We start from the raw sequence: 17,067 nt of genomic DNA on the forward strand, positions 1-17,067 counted from the left end.
GCAATTAAAATTTACATGAACAGTAAAAAGACTTCTCAGCTGAGAAGTCTTTTTTGCTCTAGATATATGCGCTCAAGCAGCCCAAACGAAGTTGATAATAAAAGCGGCACTAATCATATACATAATCCAGTGAATTTCCTTCGCCCTGCCGGCTAACAATTTAACGAATGTATAAGATAAAAACCCTAGCGCTAAGCCTTCGCCGATACTAAACGTTAACGGCATCAAAATAATGGTACAAAAAGCTGGCACAGCATCTGTTATCTCGTCTAAAGGAATGTTTTTTATTTCTGTCAACATGAGAGCTCCAACCATAATTAAAATAGGCGCTGTAGCAAAAGAAGGAATAATACTAATTAATGGCGTAAATAAAAGACTCACTAAAAACAATATGGCAACGACCAGTGCTTTAAGGCCCGTTTTGCCTCCTTCTGCAATTCCCGCAGCATTTTCTACATACGCGTTCATTGCGGTAGATCCCATAGCAGCACTGGCTACAGTCGCAAGAGAATCTGCCATAAGCGCTTTATCTAACCCTTTAATTTCTCCTTTTTCATCCATTAATCCAGCTTTTTTAGATAATCCAATCATCGATCCTAAATTATCGAATAGCTCCACAAGCGTAAATGAAAAAATAATAGAAAAAAGACCGTAATGAAGAGCAGATTTAATATCCATTTGTAAAAAAGTTTCTGACATGCTCGGCATTGAAAACGACACAACGCTGCTGATGCTTTTAGGTGCTTCTACTACGCCCAGCACCATCCCCGCAATTGATACTAGTAAAATACTAATCAGAGCAGCTCCTTTGATTTTTCGAGCAGTTAATACAGTTACCGCGATAAAGCCTAATAAAGCAAGTAATGGACCCGGTTTTGTAAGTTGTCCAAGCGCTACTAAATTTTCTTTGCTGCTTACAATAATTCCTGCTTGCTTAAAACCGATAAAAGCAATAAATAGACCGATTCCAACGGAAATAGCACTTTTTAAAATAGCGGGTATCCCTTCAATAATCTTCTTGCGCAAGCCTGTTATCGTTAAAATAAAAAACACAATCCCTGAAATAAATACGGCTCCTAAACCTGTTTGCCACGTTAACCCTTCACCCAATACTACTGTATACGTAAAAAAAGCGTTTAGCCCCATTCCAGGTGCTACTGCAATAGGCATGTTCGCCCACAATGCAAACAAAAGAGTTGCAAAGACAGTGGCAAAAATCGTTGCCGCAATTGCCGCTTCTTTTGGAATGCCTGCATCTGCTAAAATCGTCGGATTCACAAAGATAATATAGCTCATCGTCACAAAAGTAGTAATTCCAGCAAGAATTTCTGTTTTTACATCTGTTTTACGTTCGGTTAAATGAAAAAGCTTATCCAACCATGAAGGGTTGGGGACTGAGTTTTTTGTTAGTTCCATATGCTGAGCTTCCATTTTTTCATTCATCGCCACTTGCTTTTCACTCCTTTAATGATAGATTGTTTTTTTAACTAGTTTTTACAGCCCCTTTATCAACAAGTGTATATTCAGTTACTTTCCCACTCCTTTTTTATGAAAATATCTATAAAAAGAGCCGTGAAAACAGAAGGAAACCCTTCTATCTTCACGGCTCTTTGCTTCTGTAAACAGAAGATAAGCATCCGTCTTTTACCTGTTTTGCACAGCAAACGATTTCATCGAATGTTGTGCAATTTATATAGAGAAGTTATTTAAAGCAAATAACTGTACAAGAATTCTCTGTAACAGGATCATAATCTCTAAATAAAGAAGTGACCTCGACATCAAATAAAAGCTCCACTTTTTGCTTTAGCATTTTTTTATATTTAGTCGACAAAGCGGCATCAAGAGACATCACTAATTCTCTATATTCTTCACTGAGGGCTTCTAGTGCCGGCATTCTTTTTGATTGAGCTAGAATAAGAATTTTATTATCAATAATATCTATTTTTTGAGTATTCACGCCTACATTAAAAATCTCTTGGCTAATTTGAGTATACAAAGTAGCTATCTTCTTTTTAGAGATCGGCTCCATATGCTTCACCTTTTTCATTGTTAAAAATGTGTTTTGCTATATTGTTTTTACTTGATTATTGTCCTTTGACCAGCTCCCGATAAATTCAGGCTCATTATAGTCAAAGAAATTGGTTAACTTCTCATGGCGGTTATCAATAAAAAGCTGATTGGCTACTTCTGATACGAGCTTCGGTATCGCATATTTTAGACCTGAAAGAGCGGAAGCAGAAATTCCACAGCTAATTAAAGCGGAATAATTAAAAGCAAAAAGGCCATATACCATTTTTTCCCCTTCCCCATCGCGATTTGAAAAAGCAAAACCATTACTAAGGTAAGGGTGGGCATCCAATACTGGGTTGGCGATTTCATGTGGTGCTTTGTAATGATCGCTCCAGCGGGCGATGTGTTTTTCAACAAGGCGTAATTCTGGACGAAGAGCCGGATCTGTTAGAAGCCCTGTGCTAATAATTAAATAGTCAAATGTAAAGATTCCCTGCGGAGTTGTTACGACTGCTTTATCCTGTTTTTCTTCGACATCCAGCCACGGTGCATGTACGTGTAAATGAAAACCGGGCCATGAGGAAGCGCGTCCAAATGTATCATTCGTAGGAGGCTGGTTGTATTCGAAAAAATGAGCCATCACTTCATATTTTTCAGCATCTGACAAAGCGTGGAAACGTTCAATCATTCCTGAAGCTTCCATTTGTCTGATTGGGTTAATACGCGGAAGTTCTTTTCGGCGAACAAATACATGAGCTTCAACAACCCCTTCAGAAAGCGCATAGTTGGCGTTGTCAAACGCGGAAGCTCCTCCTCCTAAAACAGCTACTTTTTTATTCTTCAACGTAGTAAAATCAATGGTTTGGGAAGTGTGAGAATAAAGGTGAGGCGGCAACTTTTCAGAAATCATAGGCGGGACATGCCACTCTCCTCCTCCTTGAATTCCTGTAGCTAGTATAACTTTACGTGCCATCAGTGTAGGACATGAAGCTCCATTCCCTTCAATATGCAAGCGATGAATACCTGTTTCCGTCGGCTCAATTAACGTTAATTTTATTTCATTTGCCACAGGAAGGTTAAGAATGCTCCGGTACCAGCGTAAATAATTCATCCAGTCTCCTCTTGGGATTTTGTCAAGAGCTTCCCAGCCCTCTGAGCCAAATTGTGCTTCCCACCACGCTTGAAACGTAAGCGAAGGCATACCTAAATCGATAGATGTTAAGTTTTTTGGTGTTCTCAGCGTAATCATTCGTGCATACGTTTCCCACGGACCTTCTAAACCCGAACGGTTTTCATCAATAACAAGAATATTTGACACGCGTTCTCGCAGCAAGCCAAAAGCCGTTCCTAACCCGCTTTGGCCTCCTCCAATAATGATTACATCGTATACGTGTCCACTCTTAGGGATAATTGGCTGTACTTCTGTTAGTTTCCTGAAGGAAAGGTAAGAAAGATCGGTTTCTACTCTTTTATTTAAAGCTTCTAAGCTCATCGTTATCTCTCCTTTCAATAAAGTTTCTCCGTGATAAAAAGTTTATTTTATATCTAACATAAAATGATAGGTTTTATAACATCATTTGATTTATATTTATATTATCACTTTTGGAATATGATTGTATCTCCATTCTCTCTAAAGTTTTTTTTGCAAATTGTATAAAATCACTAATATAATTTTTTATATCTTATGTATGAAAGCATATTTACATTGTTTAAAAGGAAAAAACCATTACAAAGCTTAGTGAAGAAAGCTTTTCTGACATTAAATTTAAGGGAAACATGTGCGAGTTTGTGACAGTTATTTGTTAATTACGCTCTACTACTTGACTATCGTATTCATCAAATCTATAGTCATAATTAGTACCTCAACAAAGGGAGTCAACGTATGAGAAATTTATTTAAAATAACAGCTATATTTACAACGATTGTTATGTTTATTTTAATGATTGCCGGCAGTCTGGTCACAACCACAGGATCTGGATTAGGGTGCGGAAACGAGTGGCCATTGTGTAACGGGCAGTTAATACCCGAATACGCAGTAGCAACAATGATTGAATATACGCATCGTTTGATTACCGCATTTGCAGGTCTTCTTGTTTTAGCATTTTCTATTTGGGCTTGGATTCGTTATCGCAGAAACCGTGAAGTGAAAATTTTAGCGATTATGAGTATTGCATTTATCGTTATCGAGTCATTGCTCGGGGCTTCTGCAGTTATCTGGCCTCAGTCAGCTGAGGCGCTAGCACTGCATTTCGGTCTTTCGCTTATTGCGTTTACCGGTGTATTTTTACTTTCAATATTTGTTATTCAAAAGGACCGTTCAGATCATTTTATTAAAGGAGCGGTTACAGGCAAATTTAGATGGCTCGCATGGTTTACGCTTATATTTACCTACTGCGATATTTATTTAGGTGCATATGTGCGTCACAAAGGTGCAAGCTTAGCGTGTACAAGCTTTCCTGCTTGTTATGGCAATACTCTTATTCCAAAGCTTTCAGGAACAACGGGCATTCATTTTGCCCACCGATTTGCTGCTCTTGTGCTGTTTGTTCTTATCATTTGGATTATGGTATCTGCCATCAAGCAGTATAAAGAAACTCGCCGTGATATTTACTACGCGTCCATCATTGCAGTTGCTTTAACCGTTGCTCAAATATTTAGCGGTATCTTTGTTGTCATGTCCCGTTTAAATGTCTTTGCTACACTGTCTCACTCGGCATTTATTACAGCGTTATTCGCTACGCTTAGCTACATTTGTGTACAGACTTTAAAAGGAAGAAGACATTAAAACAAAAATAACTCAAAAAAACACGTGCAGTTCATAACTGCACGTGTTTTTTTGAGTTAAGCTAGTTCTATTCCCCCTGTAATTCCGTAAACTTGAGCTGTTACGTAGCTTGCATCCGTTGAAGCTAAAAATACGTATACATTTGCTAACTCTACCGGCTGACCAGCACGCTGCAAAGGTGTATCTTGTCCAAAGCCTGGAATAGCGTCGCTTGGCTGCCCTCCAGAAATTTGAAGCGGCGTCCAGATAGGTCCTGGAGCAACGGAGTTGACACGGATACCTTTTGGAGCTAATTGCTTGGCTAGTCCGCGAGTGAATCCGTTAATGGCAAACTTTGTAGCTGCATAATCTAATAAATTAGGACTTGGGCTATAGCCTTGTACAGAACTTGTGGTAATAATAGAAGCACCTGCCGGTAAATAAGGCAGCGCTGCTTTTACGGTCCAATATAAAGAGAATACATTTACTTCAAAGGTTTTGCGCAGCTGATCCGTTTCTAAATCAGCAAGATCTTCTACTGCCTGCTGTTTACCTGCTACGAGCGCTAAAACGTCTAATCCATCTAATTCTTTGTAAGCTTTTTCTACTAGCTCCTTGCAAAAAGATTCTTCGCCTACATCACCAGGTATGAGTACTGCTTTTCTTCCTTCTGCTTCAATAAGCTTTTTTACTTCTTCTGCATCAGCTTGCTCTTGTGGCAAGTAATTAAGCGCAACGTCCGCTCCTTCTCTTGCGTAAGCGATAGCTGCTGCTCGGCCAATACCTGAATCTCCACCTGTCACAAGAGCTTTTCTGCCTTTTAATTTACCTGCACCTATGTAACTGTTTTCCCCGCAGTCTGGGATGACGTTCATTTCTTTTTGTACACCAGGCGGTTCTTGATACTGTTTTGGATAGTCTTCATGGAAATATTGAGTTAATGGATTATTTAACTTTGACATATTCGTCACTCCTTTATAAATCAACCTTAACCAACTAAGGAAAAGTTTTCTATATACTTGTTCTTCCCCTCTGCTTCCTTAATAAACATGTTTAATGTGCTCTACTATCCTCACCTTTCTTTCTGCCATTCCCATTCAATCAACAGCTAGAAACAGCTGCATACCTGGAAAATACATTCACCATCACAATAAAAGAATCCGAACGAGTCAAATTCTCCCTTAAGAATCTTGACTCCTTGTTCGGATCTTCTTTTAACTAAAATACGTTTATCTCCTCTCTTTAAATAAATGGTGAGAGCTTTGTATTTTGCTGTGCACAACAAGTTTTATTTCTCGTCTGTGCCTGGCTATTCTGTTAGTTCTACTTGTAAAGGCTTTGATTCCTCTTCAGCTTCTTTAGGAGTGCGAACGATTAACACATCACATTTGGCATAGCGCAAAATATGCTGAGATACACTTCCGATTAAGATACGCTCTACCGCGTTTAACCCGGTTGCACCGCATACAATTAAATCAACGTGCTTATCGGGAGCAATTTTTTTAGATATTTTTGTTTTAGGAGAACCGTGTTCAATTAATGTCTCGACTTTCGTTACTCCATCCTTAATGGCTAGGTTACTATAGTTGGTTAAAAGTTCTTCAGCAAATTTCTCTGCATCTTGAAAGCGTGTATCCGTATAGAATGCATAAGGTGATGGACTTAATGCCTGTATGTCGATAACGTGACAAATTATCAAATGAGCGTTATTTTTTTTTGCACTGTTAACTGCTTTTTTGAATGCCCACTCCGCTTCTACAGAACCGTCTACTGCTACGAGGATGTTACGATAAGCCATATTCATCATAATCTCTCCTTTGTCTTTCGTTTATAAAGAACTTTCTTTGCTACACTTTTATTGTACTTCTTGCACAAGCGAAAATATGTGATTTTTATCACAAGTTAGAGAAATTAATCAAAAATAGAGCCGTGCACATCGTACACGGCTCCATTTTTATTGAACTTGAGAGTTAAAAGTCATGATCCAAATAGATCCTGCTACAATCGTAATAACAAAAACGATTCCAAGTATTAAAGCCATCACATTATAACGAGGCTTTTCTCCGTCTTTAATATGCATAAAGAAAAACAATTGAACAAAAAATTGAAGCACGGCCATTCCTAGAATGCTAGCTAGTAATATATTTTTAGCAAGTACGTGGTTTAATACCAGCAGCAGAGGAATAACGGTTAAAATAATCGAGAAAATAAATCCTATTGTATAAGCTTTTAACGACCCGTGGTTCTCCATCTACATCACCCCCATTAAATACACAACCGTGTAAAGGAAGATCCAGACGGCATCAAGAAAATGCCAGTATAAGCTTATAATCGTCACTTTTCGTTTTGTTACAGAGGTAATTCCGTATCGTTTTAACTGGATTGTAATTGAAATCATCCAAATGATTCCAACAGAGACGTGCAGCCCGTGTGTACTAACCAGCGTGTAGAAAGCCGTAAAAAATGCGCTCGTAGAAATGGTTGCTCCTTCGTGAACCATTGTTTGAAATTCATGAATTTCAAGGCCAACAAAGCATACACCTAAAAGCAGAGTTACGATTAGCCAGCCAATTAAAGGCTTTATTTTTCCTTTGTGCATGCTTAACACGGCTAATCCGCTTGTAAAGCTGCTCGTTAATAAGATAAACGTTTCAGAAACAAATCCTGGGACTTCAAAAAATTCCTTTCCTGTAAGGCCTCCTGCAGTATGATTAACAAGAACGGCATACGTAGCAAATAATGCTCCAAATAAGATGCAGTCCGTTACGAGGAAAAGCCAAAAACCCATAACTTTGATTTCTTCATCATGTTCATGATGATGTTCTCCGTGGTGTGCTGTCGCATATGCCATGTTATCCGACCCTCCCTACTGAATCTTCTGTATGTCGAATTTCATCCACGGGAATATAATAGTCCGAGTTGTATTGAAAAGAACGAGCTAGTAAACAAGCTCCTACTCCTGTCAAACCGAATATCGCTACCCATACCCAGTGGAACGTTAAACCAAAACCAGCAATGAACCAGAAAACCGACATGATAAATGGAATGCCTGAATTCTTAGGCATATGAATTGGAGAAAAAGCCGCTGTTTCCTTCGCTTTTTTCTTTTTTCTTTCTTCTTTTATCGTCCACCACGCATCTTGCCCGGTTACTGTTGGAATTACTGCAAAATTGTAGTGCGGCGGCGGTGAAGGGATGGACCATTCTAATGTACGTCCATTCCAAGGATCTCCTGTTACATCTCGTTTTCCGTACTTAATGCCATGAAGAATCTGCCATGCTTGAAAAATAAACCCTATGCCCATAAAGAAGGCTCCCACTGTAGAGATAACGTTCAGCGGTCCCCATCCCATGTCAAAATCGTACGTATAAATACGGCGTGTCATCCCCATAAATCCTAATGCATATTGAGGCATGAAGCATAAGTAAAAACCAATATTCCACGTCCAAAATGCCCATTTACCAAGACGGTCATTTAGTTTAAAGCCAAACATTTTTGGCCACCAATAGTACAAACCTGCAAAAAAGCCGAATACCACGCCTCCGATTAACACTTGGTGAAAGTGTGCAACTAAAAAGTAGCTATTGTGATACTGATAGTCTGCAGGAGCTGCTGAAAGCATAACACCCGTTGCTCCTCCCACAACAAAGCACGGGATAAAAGCAATTGTCCATAACATTGGCTGCGTCATTTGAATACGGCCGCGGAACATCGTAAATAACCAGTTGAACACTTTAACGCCCGTTGGAATTCCGATGGCCATCGTGGTAATAGCAAAAAACACATTCACATTAGCGCCTGCACCCATCGTAAAGAAATGATGTACCCATGTAAAATACGATAGAACGCTAATAATCATCATTGAAAAAACCATAGATTTATAGCCAAATATTTTCTTTTGAGAAAACGTTGCAACGATTTCAGAAAAAATGCCGAATGCAGGAAGTACAACGATATACACTTCAGGATGTCCCCACATCCAAATTAAGTTAATGTACATCATTGGATTTCCTCCGCCGGTCATGGTAAATAAGTGTCCGTCAAAGAAGCGGTCAATAAACAATAAAGCAAGCGTTACGGTTAATACAGGAAACGCGAAAATGATAATAATACAGCTTGCTAGAACAGACCACGTAAATAGGGGCATATGCATAAGTTTCATACCGGGCGCACGCATTTTTAAAATGGTCATAATGAAATTAATTCCAGAAGCCAAGCTGCCAATACCTGATATTTGAATGCCCCAAATATAAAAATCTTGACCTGGTCCAGGACTGAACTGCATGCCAGAAAGCGGCGGATAACTTAGCCACCCTGCATCTGGCGAGCCTCCGATTACAAACGACAAATTGAAAAGCATGGCGCCAAAGAAAAATAGCCAAAAGCTTACCGCGTTTAAAAAAGGATAGGCGACATCTCTTGCTCCAATTTGAAGCGGCACAACGATATTAAAGAAAGCAAACATAAGCGGCATTGCCATAAATAGAATCATAATGGTTCCGTGCGTAGTGAAAATTTCATTGTAATGATTAGAATCTAGAAAATGCCACTGGGGAAATGCTAGCTGCATACGCATTAATAATGCATCTACTCCGCCTCGAAACAGCATTAACAATGAAGAAAGCATATACATGATTCCAATTTTTTTATGATCTACCGTTGTGAGCCACTCACGCCATAGCCACTTCCACTTTTTAAGATAAGTAAGAACAAAAATAATACCGGCTAGCGTTAACAAAATGGCGACATCTGCTCCGTAAATCATCGGCTCCCCTGTCACAAAAAAATGAGATGAAAAATCTTTTAATTTGTCTAACAACTTATTTTCCTCCTTCCTGGTGCTTGTGCTGTGTATGTGCTTGTTCATCAGAAGCCACATTCATGGTCTTCATATCTTCATTTTTCATATGGTGATGCTGACTATAATATTGACCACCATTTTTAATGACAATTTCTTGGAACAAACCTTTAGGAATGGTAGAATACGATTTCTCCAAAGAAAGACCTTGTTTTGCAAGACTGTTATAATCAGCTTTTGTTAAAGCTGGCGCTGTTTCTTTTACTTGTTTTACCCACTGATTAAATTCTTTTGTCGATGTAGACTTAACTTTAAAGTTCATATGGGCGAACCCTTCACCCGTAAAATTAGCCCCTGAACCAAAATATTCTCCCTTGTGATCAGCTTGCAGCCAAAGCCCCATGGCCATTCCCGGCATGGTATATAATTGTCCTCCCAGCTGGGGTACCCAAAAAGAATTCATAGGTGCATCTGACGTTAGCACGAATTGAACAGGCACATTCTTTGGAATTTCTACATAGTTGACTGTCGCAATATCTTGATCCGGATATTGAAATAGCCATTTCCAGTCAAGAGATGTTACTTCAATCGTTAGCGGCTTTACATCTTTTTTCGGCGGATCTACTAATTCATAAGTCGTCTTGGCCGTAGCGAAACCTAAAATGCCGATAATAATAATGGGGATGCCCCACCAAATAAATTCAAGACGCTTGCTATCGTCCCAGTCTGGTCGATACGGAGCCTTGTTTCCAGGCTTATCACGGTAGCGTAAAACGATATACACAAGCAGACCTAAAACAGGAATAACAACAATTGTGCATAAAATTATGGAAAAAATAATTAACTGGTATTCTTTTTGAGCCACCGCCCCCTGCGGATTTAAAATCAAATAACGACTATCACAGCCTGCTAAAAAAATTGTAATGAATACGGAGAGAATGATTAACTTGCCAATATGCATTGATTTTTGCTTTCTCACCTAAGCTTAGGCTCCCTTCCTTTAAATCTCTGTACATAATAATGGTATATAAACGTTCATATTAAAGATGCATCTCAACAGATCAAAAGGCTAAAAACCTCCTAACATATTGAATTTTGTCATGACATATTGCTTACTTCTAAAAAATTATCATGTTGCGTTGTTAAAGGGTGTGATATTTCTCACACTTAAAGCGGTTTTTATCTATTTTGAATACCTTTACCATAATTTCGTCACATATTTGAGTAAATGTGGGGGATAAAAGGTACCTTGTGACTAGCCTAATAAAAGCAAAAAAACTCTTCCAGTTTTTATTAACTGGAAGAGTTTTTTCATAAGTACTAGATGAAGTATTGAGCTTTAACATTTACTGATTTGCTTATTTGACCTGCTGAAACATCCATTCAATCAGTTTCTGGTTTTGATACACAGGAACCCATGAAGCATGGTCATACTTTAATTCTTTAGGATATTCCGTATATAGCGGATGTCCTCCAGCTTTTTTTATAGCACTTATTATATTCCTTGAATAGGTAACAGGAATGACAGAATCGTCTTCAGCATGAAAAGCCCATATTGGTTTGTTGATAAGAAAGTGCGCCTTAGCTGGATCGGCTCCTCCCGCTATCGGAACCATCGCAGCAAACAAATTAGGGTGTTCTATATTTAAGTTAAATGTGCCAAATCCTCCCTGAGATAGTCCTGTAGAATAAAGGCGATTACTATCTATATTGTAGGATTTTCTTACACTTTGTAGAATTTCATAAGCCGTTTTTAAATCTTCTGATGTTTCGAATACTTTTGCTAAATCGACTTGATTGTTATCATCTCTTGTAACGGTGAAGCCTCCGCTTGGTACATTACGAGCTTGGGGAGCTAAAACAAAAGCGGGATGCTTTCGTTGATTTTCTGGTGAAGCCCAAATGATGGCTCCGTCGTTGCCAAGAAGCTGTTTTGTATTATCATTTCCTCGTTCACCACCTCCGTGTAAAAATAGCACCAGAGGATATGATTTTGTAGAATCATAGTCTTTAGGCACATAAAGTCGGTAGGGCATTGTTTTATAAGTGAATGATAAAAATTGAGTAGCTATAGATTCTCTGCTTTCAAATGAATAAGTAAATATAGCTATATCACTATGATTTTTCTGATTTTTATTTTTCGCGTTTCCTTTTATGGAAATTGCTTTAAGCACCGTATCGTTATTAATAATAATTGGGTTCGAATACTGATTGCTTTGACTGGTCGGAGTGCTCCCGTCAAGTGTATAGTAAATTTTCGCACCTGGTGTGTTTGTCTTTAATTCAATCTTCTGCTCCAAATAATAGTTACCTGATAAAACTGAAGAGGTTGGTTTTTTTACGTTTTTATAATTATTTTCTTCTTTTGCCGCAACACTACTTAAAGGAAAGAAAGCTAGAATAAGAACTCCTACAGTAATAAAACTTAGAACTTTTTGTATTGACGTATTGTTCACTGATAAAGTACCTCCTTTATACTATTATTCAAATGTCTACTTCCATTTCCAGCAGGGCATAACTTAAGCTTTTTCCGTGCGTATCCATTCCTAAAGAAGTAGTCACTCCACCAAGTAACGCGCGGTGACATACAAATTGAAACGCTGATATATTAGGAACCTCATAGCGAACAATGTCTCCTTCTACAATATTTTTTAAGTGTTTTTTTACTTCCGAAGCAGTCACTTTTTCATGTAATAAAAAATAATCCTTTTCGTCATACGGAATTAGTGATAGCATAAGCGTGTTTCCCTTATCCCCAGCTCGACTGTGAGCAAGTTCATATAATTTCTTTTTCATTTGTTATGCTCTCCTTTAATGTAAAGTAGGTTTCTATTTTGTTACGTGAAATCAACGTAGAAACAATTCCTACTACTTCATTAACATACTTTCTTGCTCCGCCTCCACCTGCGGGCCCATTTGTATAAAGAGCCTCTGCCTCTTCTCCAATTTTGGCTGCTTCCTTTAAAGTAAGACATTTCCCTGCTACTCTCAGCCTGATTTCATAAGGATCTGATTCTTGAAAAGAGACTCTATGAACGGAAGAAATACCGATATAATCAATTCTTAAGTCGACCACTTTATCTTTTAAACGACTATATAAAATTTCACCAGCTAGCTTAGCTCTTTCTAGAGCATTGGATCCAGCATAGGAAATTTCCCCTTCTCCAATAACACCTGCTTCGTAACCTACGCTGACTTTTAACGTTTCAGGCCTTGTTATACCTGTTCCGCCAGACACTTGAATTTGGTTCAATTTAATTCCCTGTAAATGAACGGAAGTAAAATCTGCAATAACATCCGGTGTTATATATTGATGAGGATTAGTTACTTCGTAAAGAAGCTGTTCTTTTACAGTAGCTAAGTTAATGACTCCTCCTGTCCCTTCTACTTTAGTAATGATGGCTGTCCCATCTTCTTTAACATCAGCAAATGGAAAACCTAATTCAGCAAGCTTTGGGACTTCTTTTTTTCCGGGATCAGCAAAATAACCACCAGCTACCTGTCCTCCACACTCCAATAAGTGTCCAATTACTGTTCCTTGAGCAATTTTATCTACGTCGTCTAAAGACCATCCAAAGTGGTGTACCATTGGAGCAACAAATAAAGACGGATCTGCTACTCTACCGGTAATAATAACTTGAGCCTCTGTCTCTAGAGCTGGCAATATTGTTTCTACACCAAGGTAAGCGTTTGCAGATATGACGTTACCAAAATGAGATATCGGTTCATTTGTTTCTAGAGTCAATCCATTTCTATCTATCAACTTTAGTACGTCATCTCCCAATACGGCCGCCACTTTTATCTCAATGTTCAATCGGTTAGCCATTTCCACAACTTTTTCAGCAGCACCTATTGGATTGGCTGCTCCCATATTTGTAATAATTCGCACTCTATTTTTCTTGATAATAGGCAAAAGAAGCTCTAGTCTTTTTTCCAATAAGGGATCATAACCCATTAAAGGATTTTGACTTTTTCTTTTTTGGGCAAGTGCGATTGTTCTTTCAGCTAAACATTCTAATACTAAATAATCTAAATTTCCTTTTTCAGCCAATATAACCGCCGGTTCTAATCGATCTCCTGAAAAACCCGCGCCTGATCCAATTCTTATCATTTTCATCACCTCAAATAGTAATTGCTCCCGTTATTAATGCCACAATCGTCATAACAATGGTGGTTCCAAATGCCCACTTAAAGATAAAACGCTGATGATCGCCTAAATTCACTCCCGCTAATCCTACAAGGATAAAGGTCGAGGCGGTTAAAGGACTTAATGGAAATCCAGTCGTCATCTGTCCTAAAATAGCTGCTCTGCCAATTTCAATTGGATCGATGCCAAAGTTAGAAGCCGTCTGGCTAATAATTGGCAATACCCCAAAATAGTAAGCATCCGGCGTAAACACTAAGCTAAGAGGCATGCTTTTAACCGCTACCAGTACAGGTAAGTAAGAAGCTAGTGATTCAGGGATAATGCTAACCATTGCAGAAGCCATTCCATCTATCATCTTTGTTCCTGTTAGGATACCCGTGAAAATGCCTGCGGCGAAAATCAACGTAGAAACAATTAACACGTTATTTGCATGACTTAGTAAGCGTTTTTGCTGTTCTTCTGGATTTGGATAATTCACCAAAAGAGCAATTACAAAAGCGACAATAAATAAAACCGGTAAAGGTAGCCATACTTTAATTAACGCGATAAGAAGCAAAATTGTTAAAGCAAGATTAAACCAAAAAAGCCGTGGTCCTTTTGCTTCTAGGGCAGCTGCATGTTCTGTAAACCCTTGTACATGTTCTTCTAGTTCAATGACTCCTAGTCTCTGCCTCTCCTTTTTCCCAAGCCAAAAAGCAGATGCTAACACCCATACAATCCCAGCAATCATTGCGGGGATAACAGGGTTAAATAATTGAGAAGAATCTGCATTAAATGTAGTCATGGCTCTAGCAGTAGGTCCTCCCCAAGGAGCTAAGTTCATAACTCCCGCTCCTAAAGCAACCACTCCTGATAAAATAAGAGGATTCATCTTTAATCTCTTATAAAGAGGTAGCAGCGCTGTAATGGTAATCATAAAAGTAGATGCACCGTCTCCGTCTAATGATACAAGCATTGTGACGATAGCTGTCCCTACGACTACTTTTAAAGGATCTCCTTTAACTAGACGAAGCATTTTAGAAATCATAGGATTAAATAAGCCTGTATCAATCATTAAGCCGAAGTACAAAACTGCAAAAACAATCATAATACCTGTAGGCGCTACTTTTATAATGCCTTCTAACATCATGTCTCCCATTTCTAGCCCAAATCCGCCTATTAATGCAAAAACAGTTGGTACGAGAACTAAGGCAATCAATACAGATAAACGATTGGTCATAATTAAAAATAAAAATACGCCAATAATTAAAAACCCTAAAAGTGCTAACATGTAATCCCTCCTGTCTCAAATTTATATATTCAAAAATCTCAGATGTAAAAAACTTCGGTACTTTTTGTTCTTGCAGGATTCATGCCAAAGATATGTAAAAATAGCAACAAACCGTTACTAAATCCTTTCAAAATGTGATAAAAGAAATTTAAGACACAACAAAAAAAGAAAGCGTTACCAATAAAGCTGCTTTCTTTCTCTGTTTTTGTTAATCTAAATTCTAATGTTTTAGAAATAACTGCTGTCCAGTATAGAAATACACTTCTTAATACATAGTCTTCAGTATTTCTAAAAATCTAGAAATCTTTCTAAAGACTTAGAAATGAATATGATATTTTTTCATTTTATTGTATAAAGTAGCTAAAGAAATATCTAAAACTTCTGCTGTTTTCTTTTTTCCCTCAATGTTATTTGGATATTTTCTTAATATTTCCTGAATAAATGCGCACTCTTTATCCTGTATAGCTTCTTGCAGTGTTTGACTAGATTTCTCTGTTTTACTTACAATATCTGAAAAGTTTTTTTCATTTTTAATCATAAATTCTGGAAGGTGACGAAATACAATATCTGTGTCTTCCGCCATACATGTTGCATAGTCAATTACATTTTTTAATTCCCTTACGTTGCCAGGCCAATGATAAGATTGAAAAAAACCTAGTGTATATTCGTCAATTTTGTAAGAGGTGTTGGTGGTCGAGTATTCAATAAAAGAATAGACGAGTTCACGTATATCTTCTCTCCTTTTTCTTAAAGGAGGTATCTCTAATTGAATAACGTTAATTCTATAAAATAAATCTTCTCGAAACTGTTTTTTATTTACAAGCTGCTTTAGATTGCGGTGCGTAGCAGCAATGATCCTTACGTCAACTGCACGTTCAGTTGCTTCTCCTACCCTTCGAATCTTTTTCTCTTGCAGAACTCTTAACAACTTAGCTTGAAGATCATAGGACATATCTCCAATTTCATCTAAAAATATAGTTCCGTTGTTTGCTATTTCGAATAGTCCAGCCTTCCCGCCTTTTTTAGCATTTGTAAAAGCACCGTCTCCATATCCAAAAAGTTCACTTTCTAACAGAGACGAAGGAATAGCCGCACAATTTACAGGTATAAAAGGACCATGCTTGCGCTCACTTTTATTATGTATAGCTTGTGAAAATAATTCTTTTCCCGTGCCGCTTTCTCCCATCACAAGAATAGGGAATTGAGATTCTGCTACTTTTTCAGCTATATGAACGACGTGCCTTAACCCTCCGTCCCTACCAATTATTTGTTCAAATGTATACTTTGCTTCATAGATAGAATCCATTCGGTTTTCTAAATTCTTTAACTTTTCGGTTTGTCTTCTTAACTCTTTTGATAATTTGTCAACTTCATTGAGGCTTTTACAAACCGATACGGCTCCTGCAAGTTTACCTTCTATTATAATTGGAGCCATGTCCACCATATATTCCCGATTTTTTTCTTTTCGATATACGCCTACTCTGTATTGTTGATCTTTTAGGGTATTTGTTAACTGAGCGCCTGGGCGATATTCTATTAGTGGTTTTCCGATAATATCACTTTTTACTCCTGTAATCTTTGTATACTCTTGGTTAATAAATCTAACAATCCCTTCTTTGTCGATAACTAGAATACCATCATTTATCGATTTTATAACTGCATGCCACCAGTTAAACTTTTTAGAGGAGCAGTCGACTTCTATGTGTTCTTGAAATGTATTCTTCACAGTATTATGAGCTCCTTTCTATAATAACTTGAGAGTAGATTCTTGCTTTATTTATAATTATCAACTAATTTTCTCTTTTTTGAAACAGAGTCCACTCAACTAATTTGAATAATCTGATTTATATAAGTGGATATAAGCTCGCTTCCTCCATTATTAATGTGTAAATTCATTGCACCGTTATTTATATTTACGATGAAACACTCCTCATAAAAAAACTATATTTCTATTTTTAAAGAGGCTTATCACTATAGCAATATCCTTTAAAAAAGCTATCCACTTTCTTCATAAAGGTTACATATTAAAAACACCTAAAGTTAGTTTAGGTGTTTTTGAAAGTTTTATATTTATCTT

General features: G+C 37.7%; 15 protein-coding genes. 1 reads left to right on the top strand and 14 read right to left on the bottom strand.

Annotation, left to right across the window (positions count from 1 at the left end):
• Window positions 1-72 precede the first annotated feature (72 nt).
• The 3 genes from SB717_RS13840 to SB717_RS13850 form a co-directional block, all read right to left on the bottom strand.
• Window positions 73-1,449 (bottom strand): NCS2 family permease, encoded by a 1,377-nt coding sequence (locus tag SB717_RS13840; RefSeq protein ID WP_029714723.1) that lies wholly within the window; start codon window positions 1,447-1,449, stop codon window positions 73-75.
• Between the two features lie 253 nt (window positions 1,450-1,702).
• Window positions 1,703-2,029: a Na-translocating system protein MpsC family protein gene (locus SB717_RS13845; RefSeq protein WP_029714722.1), complete on the bottom strand. Its 327-nt coding sequence runs from the start codon at window positions 2,027-2,029 to the stop codon at window positions 1,703-1,705.
• A gap of 36 nt (window positions 2,030-2,065) precedes the next feature.
• The gene (locus SB717_RS13850) at window positions 2,066-3,502 is read right to left on the bottom strand and encodes an NAD(P)-binding domain-containing protein (protein WP_057243923.1); all 1,437 of its coding nucleotides are present in this window, start codon (window positions 3,500-3,502) and stop codon (window positions 2,066-2,068) included.
• Window positions 3,503-3,892: 390 nt separating this feature from the next.
• Between SB717_RS13850 and SB717_RS13855 the strand changes: the two genes are divergently transcribed.
• A complete protein-coding gene (locus SB717_RS13855; protein WP_029714720.1) occupies window positions 3,893-4,795 on the top strand; it encodes a COX15/CtaA family protein in 903 nt (300 codons plus the stop codon).
• Window positions 4,796-4,851: 56 nt separating this feature from the next.
• Here the strand turns inward: SB717_RS13855 and SB717_RS13860 are convergent, their stop codons facing one another.
• The 11 genes from SB717_RS13860 to SB717_RS13910 form a co-directional block, all read right to left on the bottom strand.
• Complete coding sequence (locus SB717_RS13860) at window positions 4,852-5,736, bottom strand: SDR family oxidoreductase (RefSeq protein ID WP_016763765.1); 885 nt, start codon at window positions 5,734-5,736, stop codon at window positions 4,852-4,854.
• Between the two features lie 347 nt (window positions 5,737-6,083).
• The gene (locus SB717_RS13865; protein ID WP_074682147.1) at window positions 6,084-6,578 is read right to left on the bottom strand and encodes a universal stress protein; all 495 of its coding nucleotides are present in this window, start codon (window positions 6,576-6,578) and stop codon (window positions 6,084-6,086) included.
• Between the two features lie 150 nt (window positions 6,579-6,728).
• On the bottom strand, window positions 6,729-7,025 hold the full coding sequence (gene cyoD, locus SB717_RS13870) for a cytochrome o ubiquinol oxidase subunit IV (protein WP_025751946.1): 297 nt from the start codon (window positions 7,023-7,025) through the stop codon (window positions 6,729-6,731).
• Window positions 7,026-7,625 (bottom strand): cytochrome o ubiquinol oxidase subunit III, encoded by a 600-nt coding sequence (gene cyoC, locus SB717_RS13875; RefSeq protein ID WP_098620965.1) that lies wholly within the window; start codon window positions 7,623-7,625, stop codon window positions 7,026-7,028.
• Window position 7,626: 1 nt separating this feature from the next.
• The gene (gene qoxB, locus SB717_RS13880) at window positions 7,627-9,594 is read right to left on the bottom strand and encodes a cytochrome aa3 quinol oxidase subunit I (protein WP_410903939.1); all 1,968 of its coding nucleotides are present in this window, start codon (window positions 9,592-9,594) and stop codon (window positions 7,627-7,629) included.
• Window position 9,595: 1 nt separating this feature from the next.
• Entirely contained in the window at window positions 9,596-10,534 is a 939-nt protein-coding gene (locus SB717_RS13885; protein ID WP_074682231.1) for a ubiquinol oxidase subunit II, read from the bottom strand.
• Window positions 10,535-10,931: 397 nt separating this feature from the next.
• Window positions 10,932-12,029 carry a chitobiase/beta-hexosaminidase C-terminal domain-containing protein gene (locus SB717_RS13890; RefSeq protein ID WP_410903940.1) on the bottom strand — a complete coding sequence of 366 codons (1,098 nt, stop codon included), beginning with the start codon at window positions 12,027-12,029 and terminating at the stop codon, window positions 10,932-10,934.
• Between the two features lie 28 nt (window positions 12,030-12,057).
• A complete protein-coding gene (locus SB717_RS13895; RefSeq protein ID WP_048021387.1) occupies window positions 12,058-12,369 on the bottom strand; it encodes an AtuA-related protein in 312 nt (103 codons plus the stop codon).
• A complete protein-coding gene (locus SB717_RS13900; protein ID WP_410903941.1) occupies window positions 12,350-13,684 on the bottom strand; it encodes an acyclic terpene utilization AtuA family protein in 1,335 nt (444 codons plus the stop codon). Before SB717_RS13900 ends, SB717_RS13895 begins: the two co-directional genes overlap by 20 nt.
• 10 nt (window positions 13,685-13,694) lie before the next feature.
• Window positions 13,695-14,990: a CitMHS family transporter gene (locus SB717_RS13905; RefSeq protein ID WP_410903942.1), complete on the bottom strand. Its 1,296-nt coding sequence runs from the start codon at window positions 14,988-14,990 to the stop codon at window positions 13,695-13,697.
• 316 nt (window positions 14,991-15,306) lie between these two features.
• Complete coding sequence (locus tag SB717_RS13910) at window positions 15,307-16,716, bottom strand: sigma-54 interaction domain-containing protein (RefSeq protein WP_410903943.1); 1,410 nt, start codon at window positions 16,714-16,716, stop codon at window positions 15,307-15,309.
• Window positions 16,717-17,067 lie beyond the last annotated feature (351 nt).

It is taken from the genome of Priestia sp. SIMBA_032 (assembly GCF_046535215.1).
Taxonomy (GTDB): Bacteria; Bacillota; Bacilli; order Bacillales; family Bacillaceae_H; genus Priestia; species Priestia aryabhattai.

Coding starts and splice junctions, on each gene's coding strand:
- SB717_RS13855 (WP_029714720.1), top strand. CDS start 3,893: ATGAGAAATTTATTTAAAATAACAGCTATATTTACAACGATTGTTATG.
- SB717_RS13850 (WP_057243923.1), bottom strand. CDS start 3,502: ATGAGCTTAGAAGCTTTAAATAAAAGAGTAGAAACCGATCTTTCTTAC.
- cyoD (WP_025751946.1), bottom strand. CDS start 7,025: ATGGAGAACCACGGGTCGTTAAAAGCTTATACAATAGGATTTATTTTC.
- SB717_RS13865 (WP_074682147.1), bottom strand. CDS start 6,578: ATGAATATGGCTTATCGTAACATCCTCGTAGCAGTAGACGGTTCTGTA.
- SB717_RS13895 (WP_048021387.1), bottom strand. CDS start 12,369: ATGAAAAAGAAATTATATGAACTTGCTCACAGTCGAGCTGGGGATAAG.
- SB717_RS13905 (WP_410903942.1), bottom strand. CDS start 14,990: ATGTTAGCACTTTTAGGGTTTTTAATTATTGGCGTATTTTTATTTTTA.
- SB717_RS13885 (WP_074682231.1), bottom strand. CDS start 10,534: ATGCATATTGGCAAGTTAATCATTCTCTCCGTATTCATTACAATTTTT.
- SB717_RS13860 (WP_016763765.1), bottom strand. CDS start 5,736: ATGTCAAAGTTAAATAATCCATTAACTCAATATTTCCATGAAGACTAT.
- SB717_RS13900 (WP_410903941.1), bottom strand. CDS start 13,684: ATGATAAGAATTGGATCAGGCGCGGGTTTTTCAGGAGATCGATTAGAA.
- SB717_RS13845 (WP_029714722.1), bottom strand. CDS start 2,029: ATGGAGCCGATCTCTAAAAAGAAGATAGCTACTTTGTATACTCAAATT.
- cyoC (WP_098620965.1), bottom strand. CDS start 7,625: ATGGCATATGCGACAGCACACCACGGAGAACATCATCATGAACATGAT.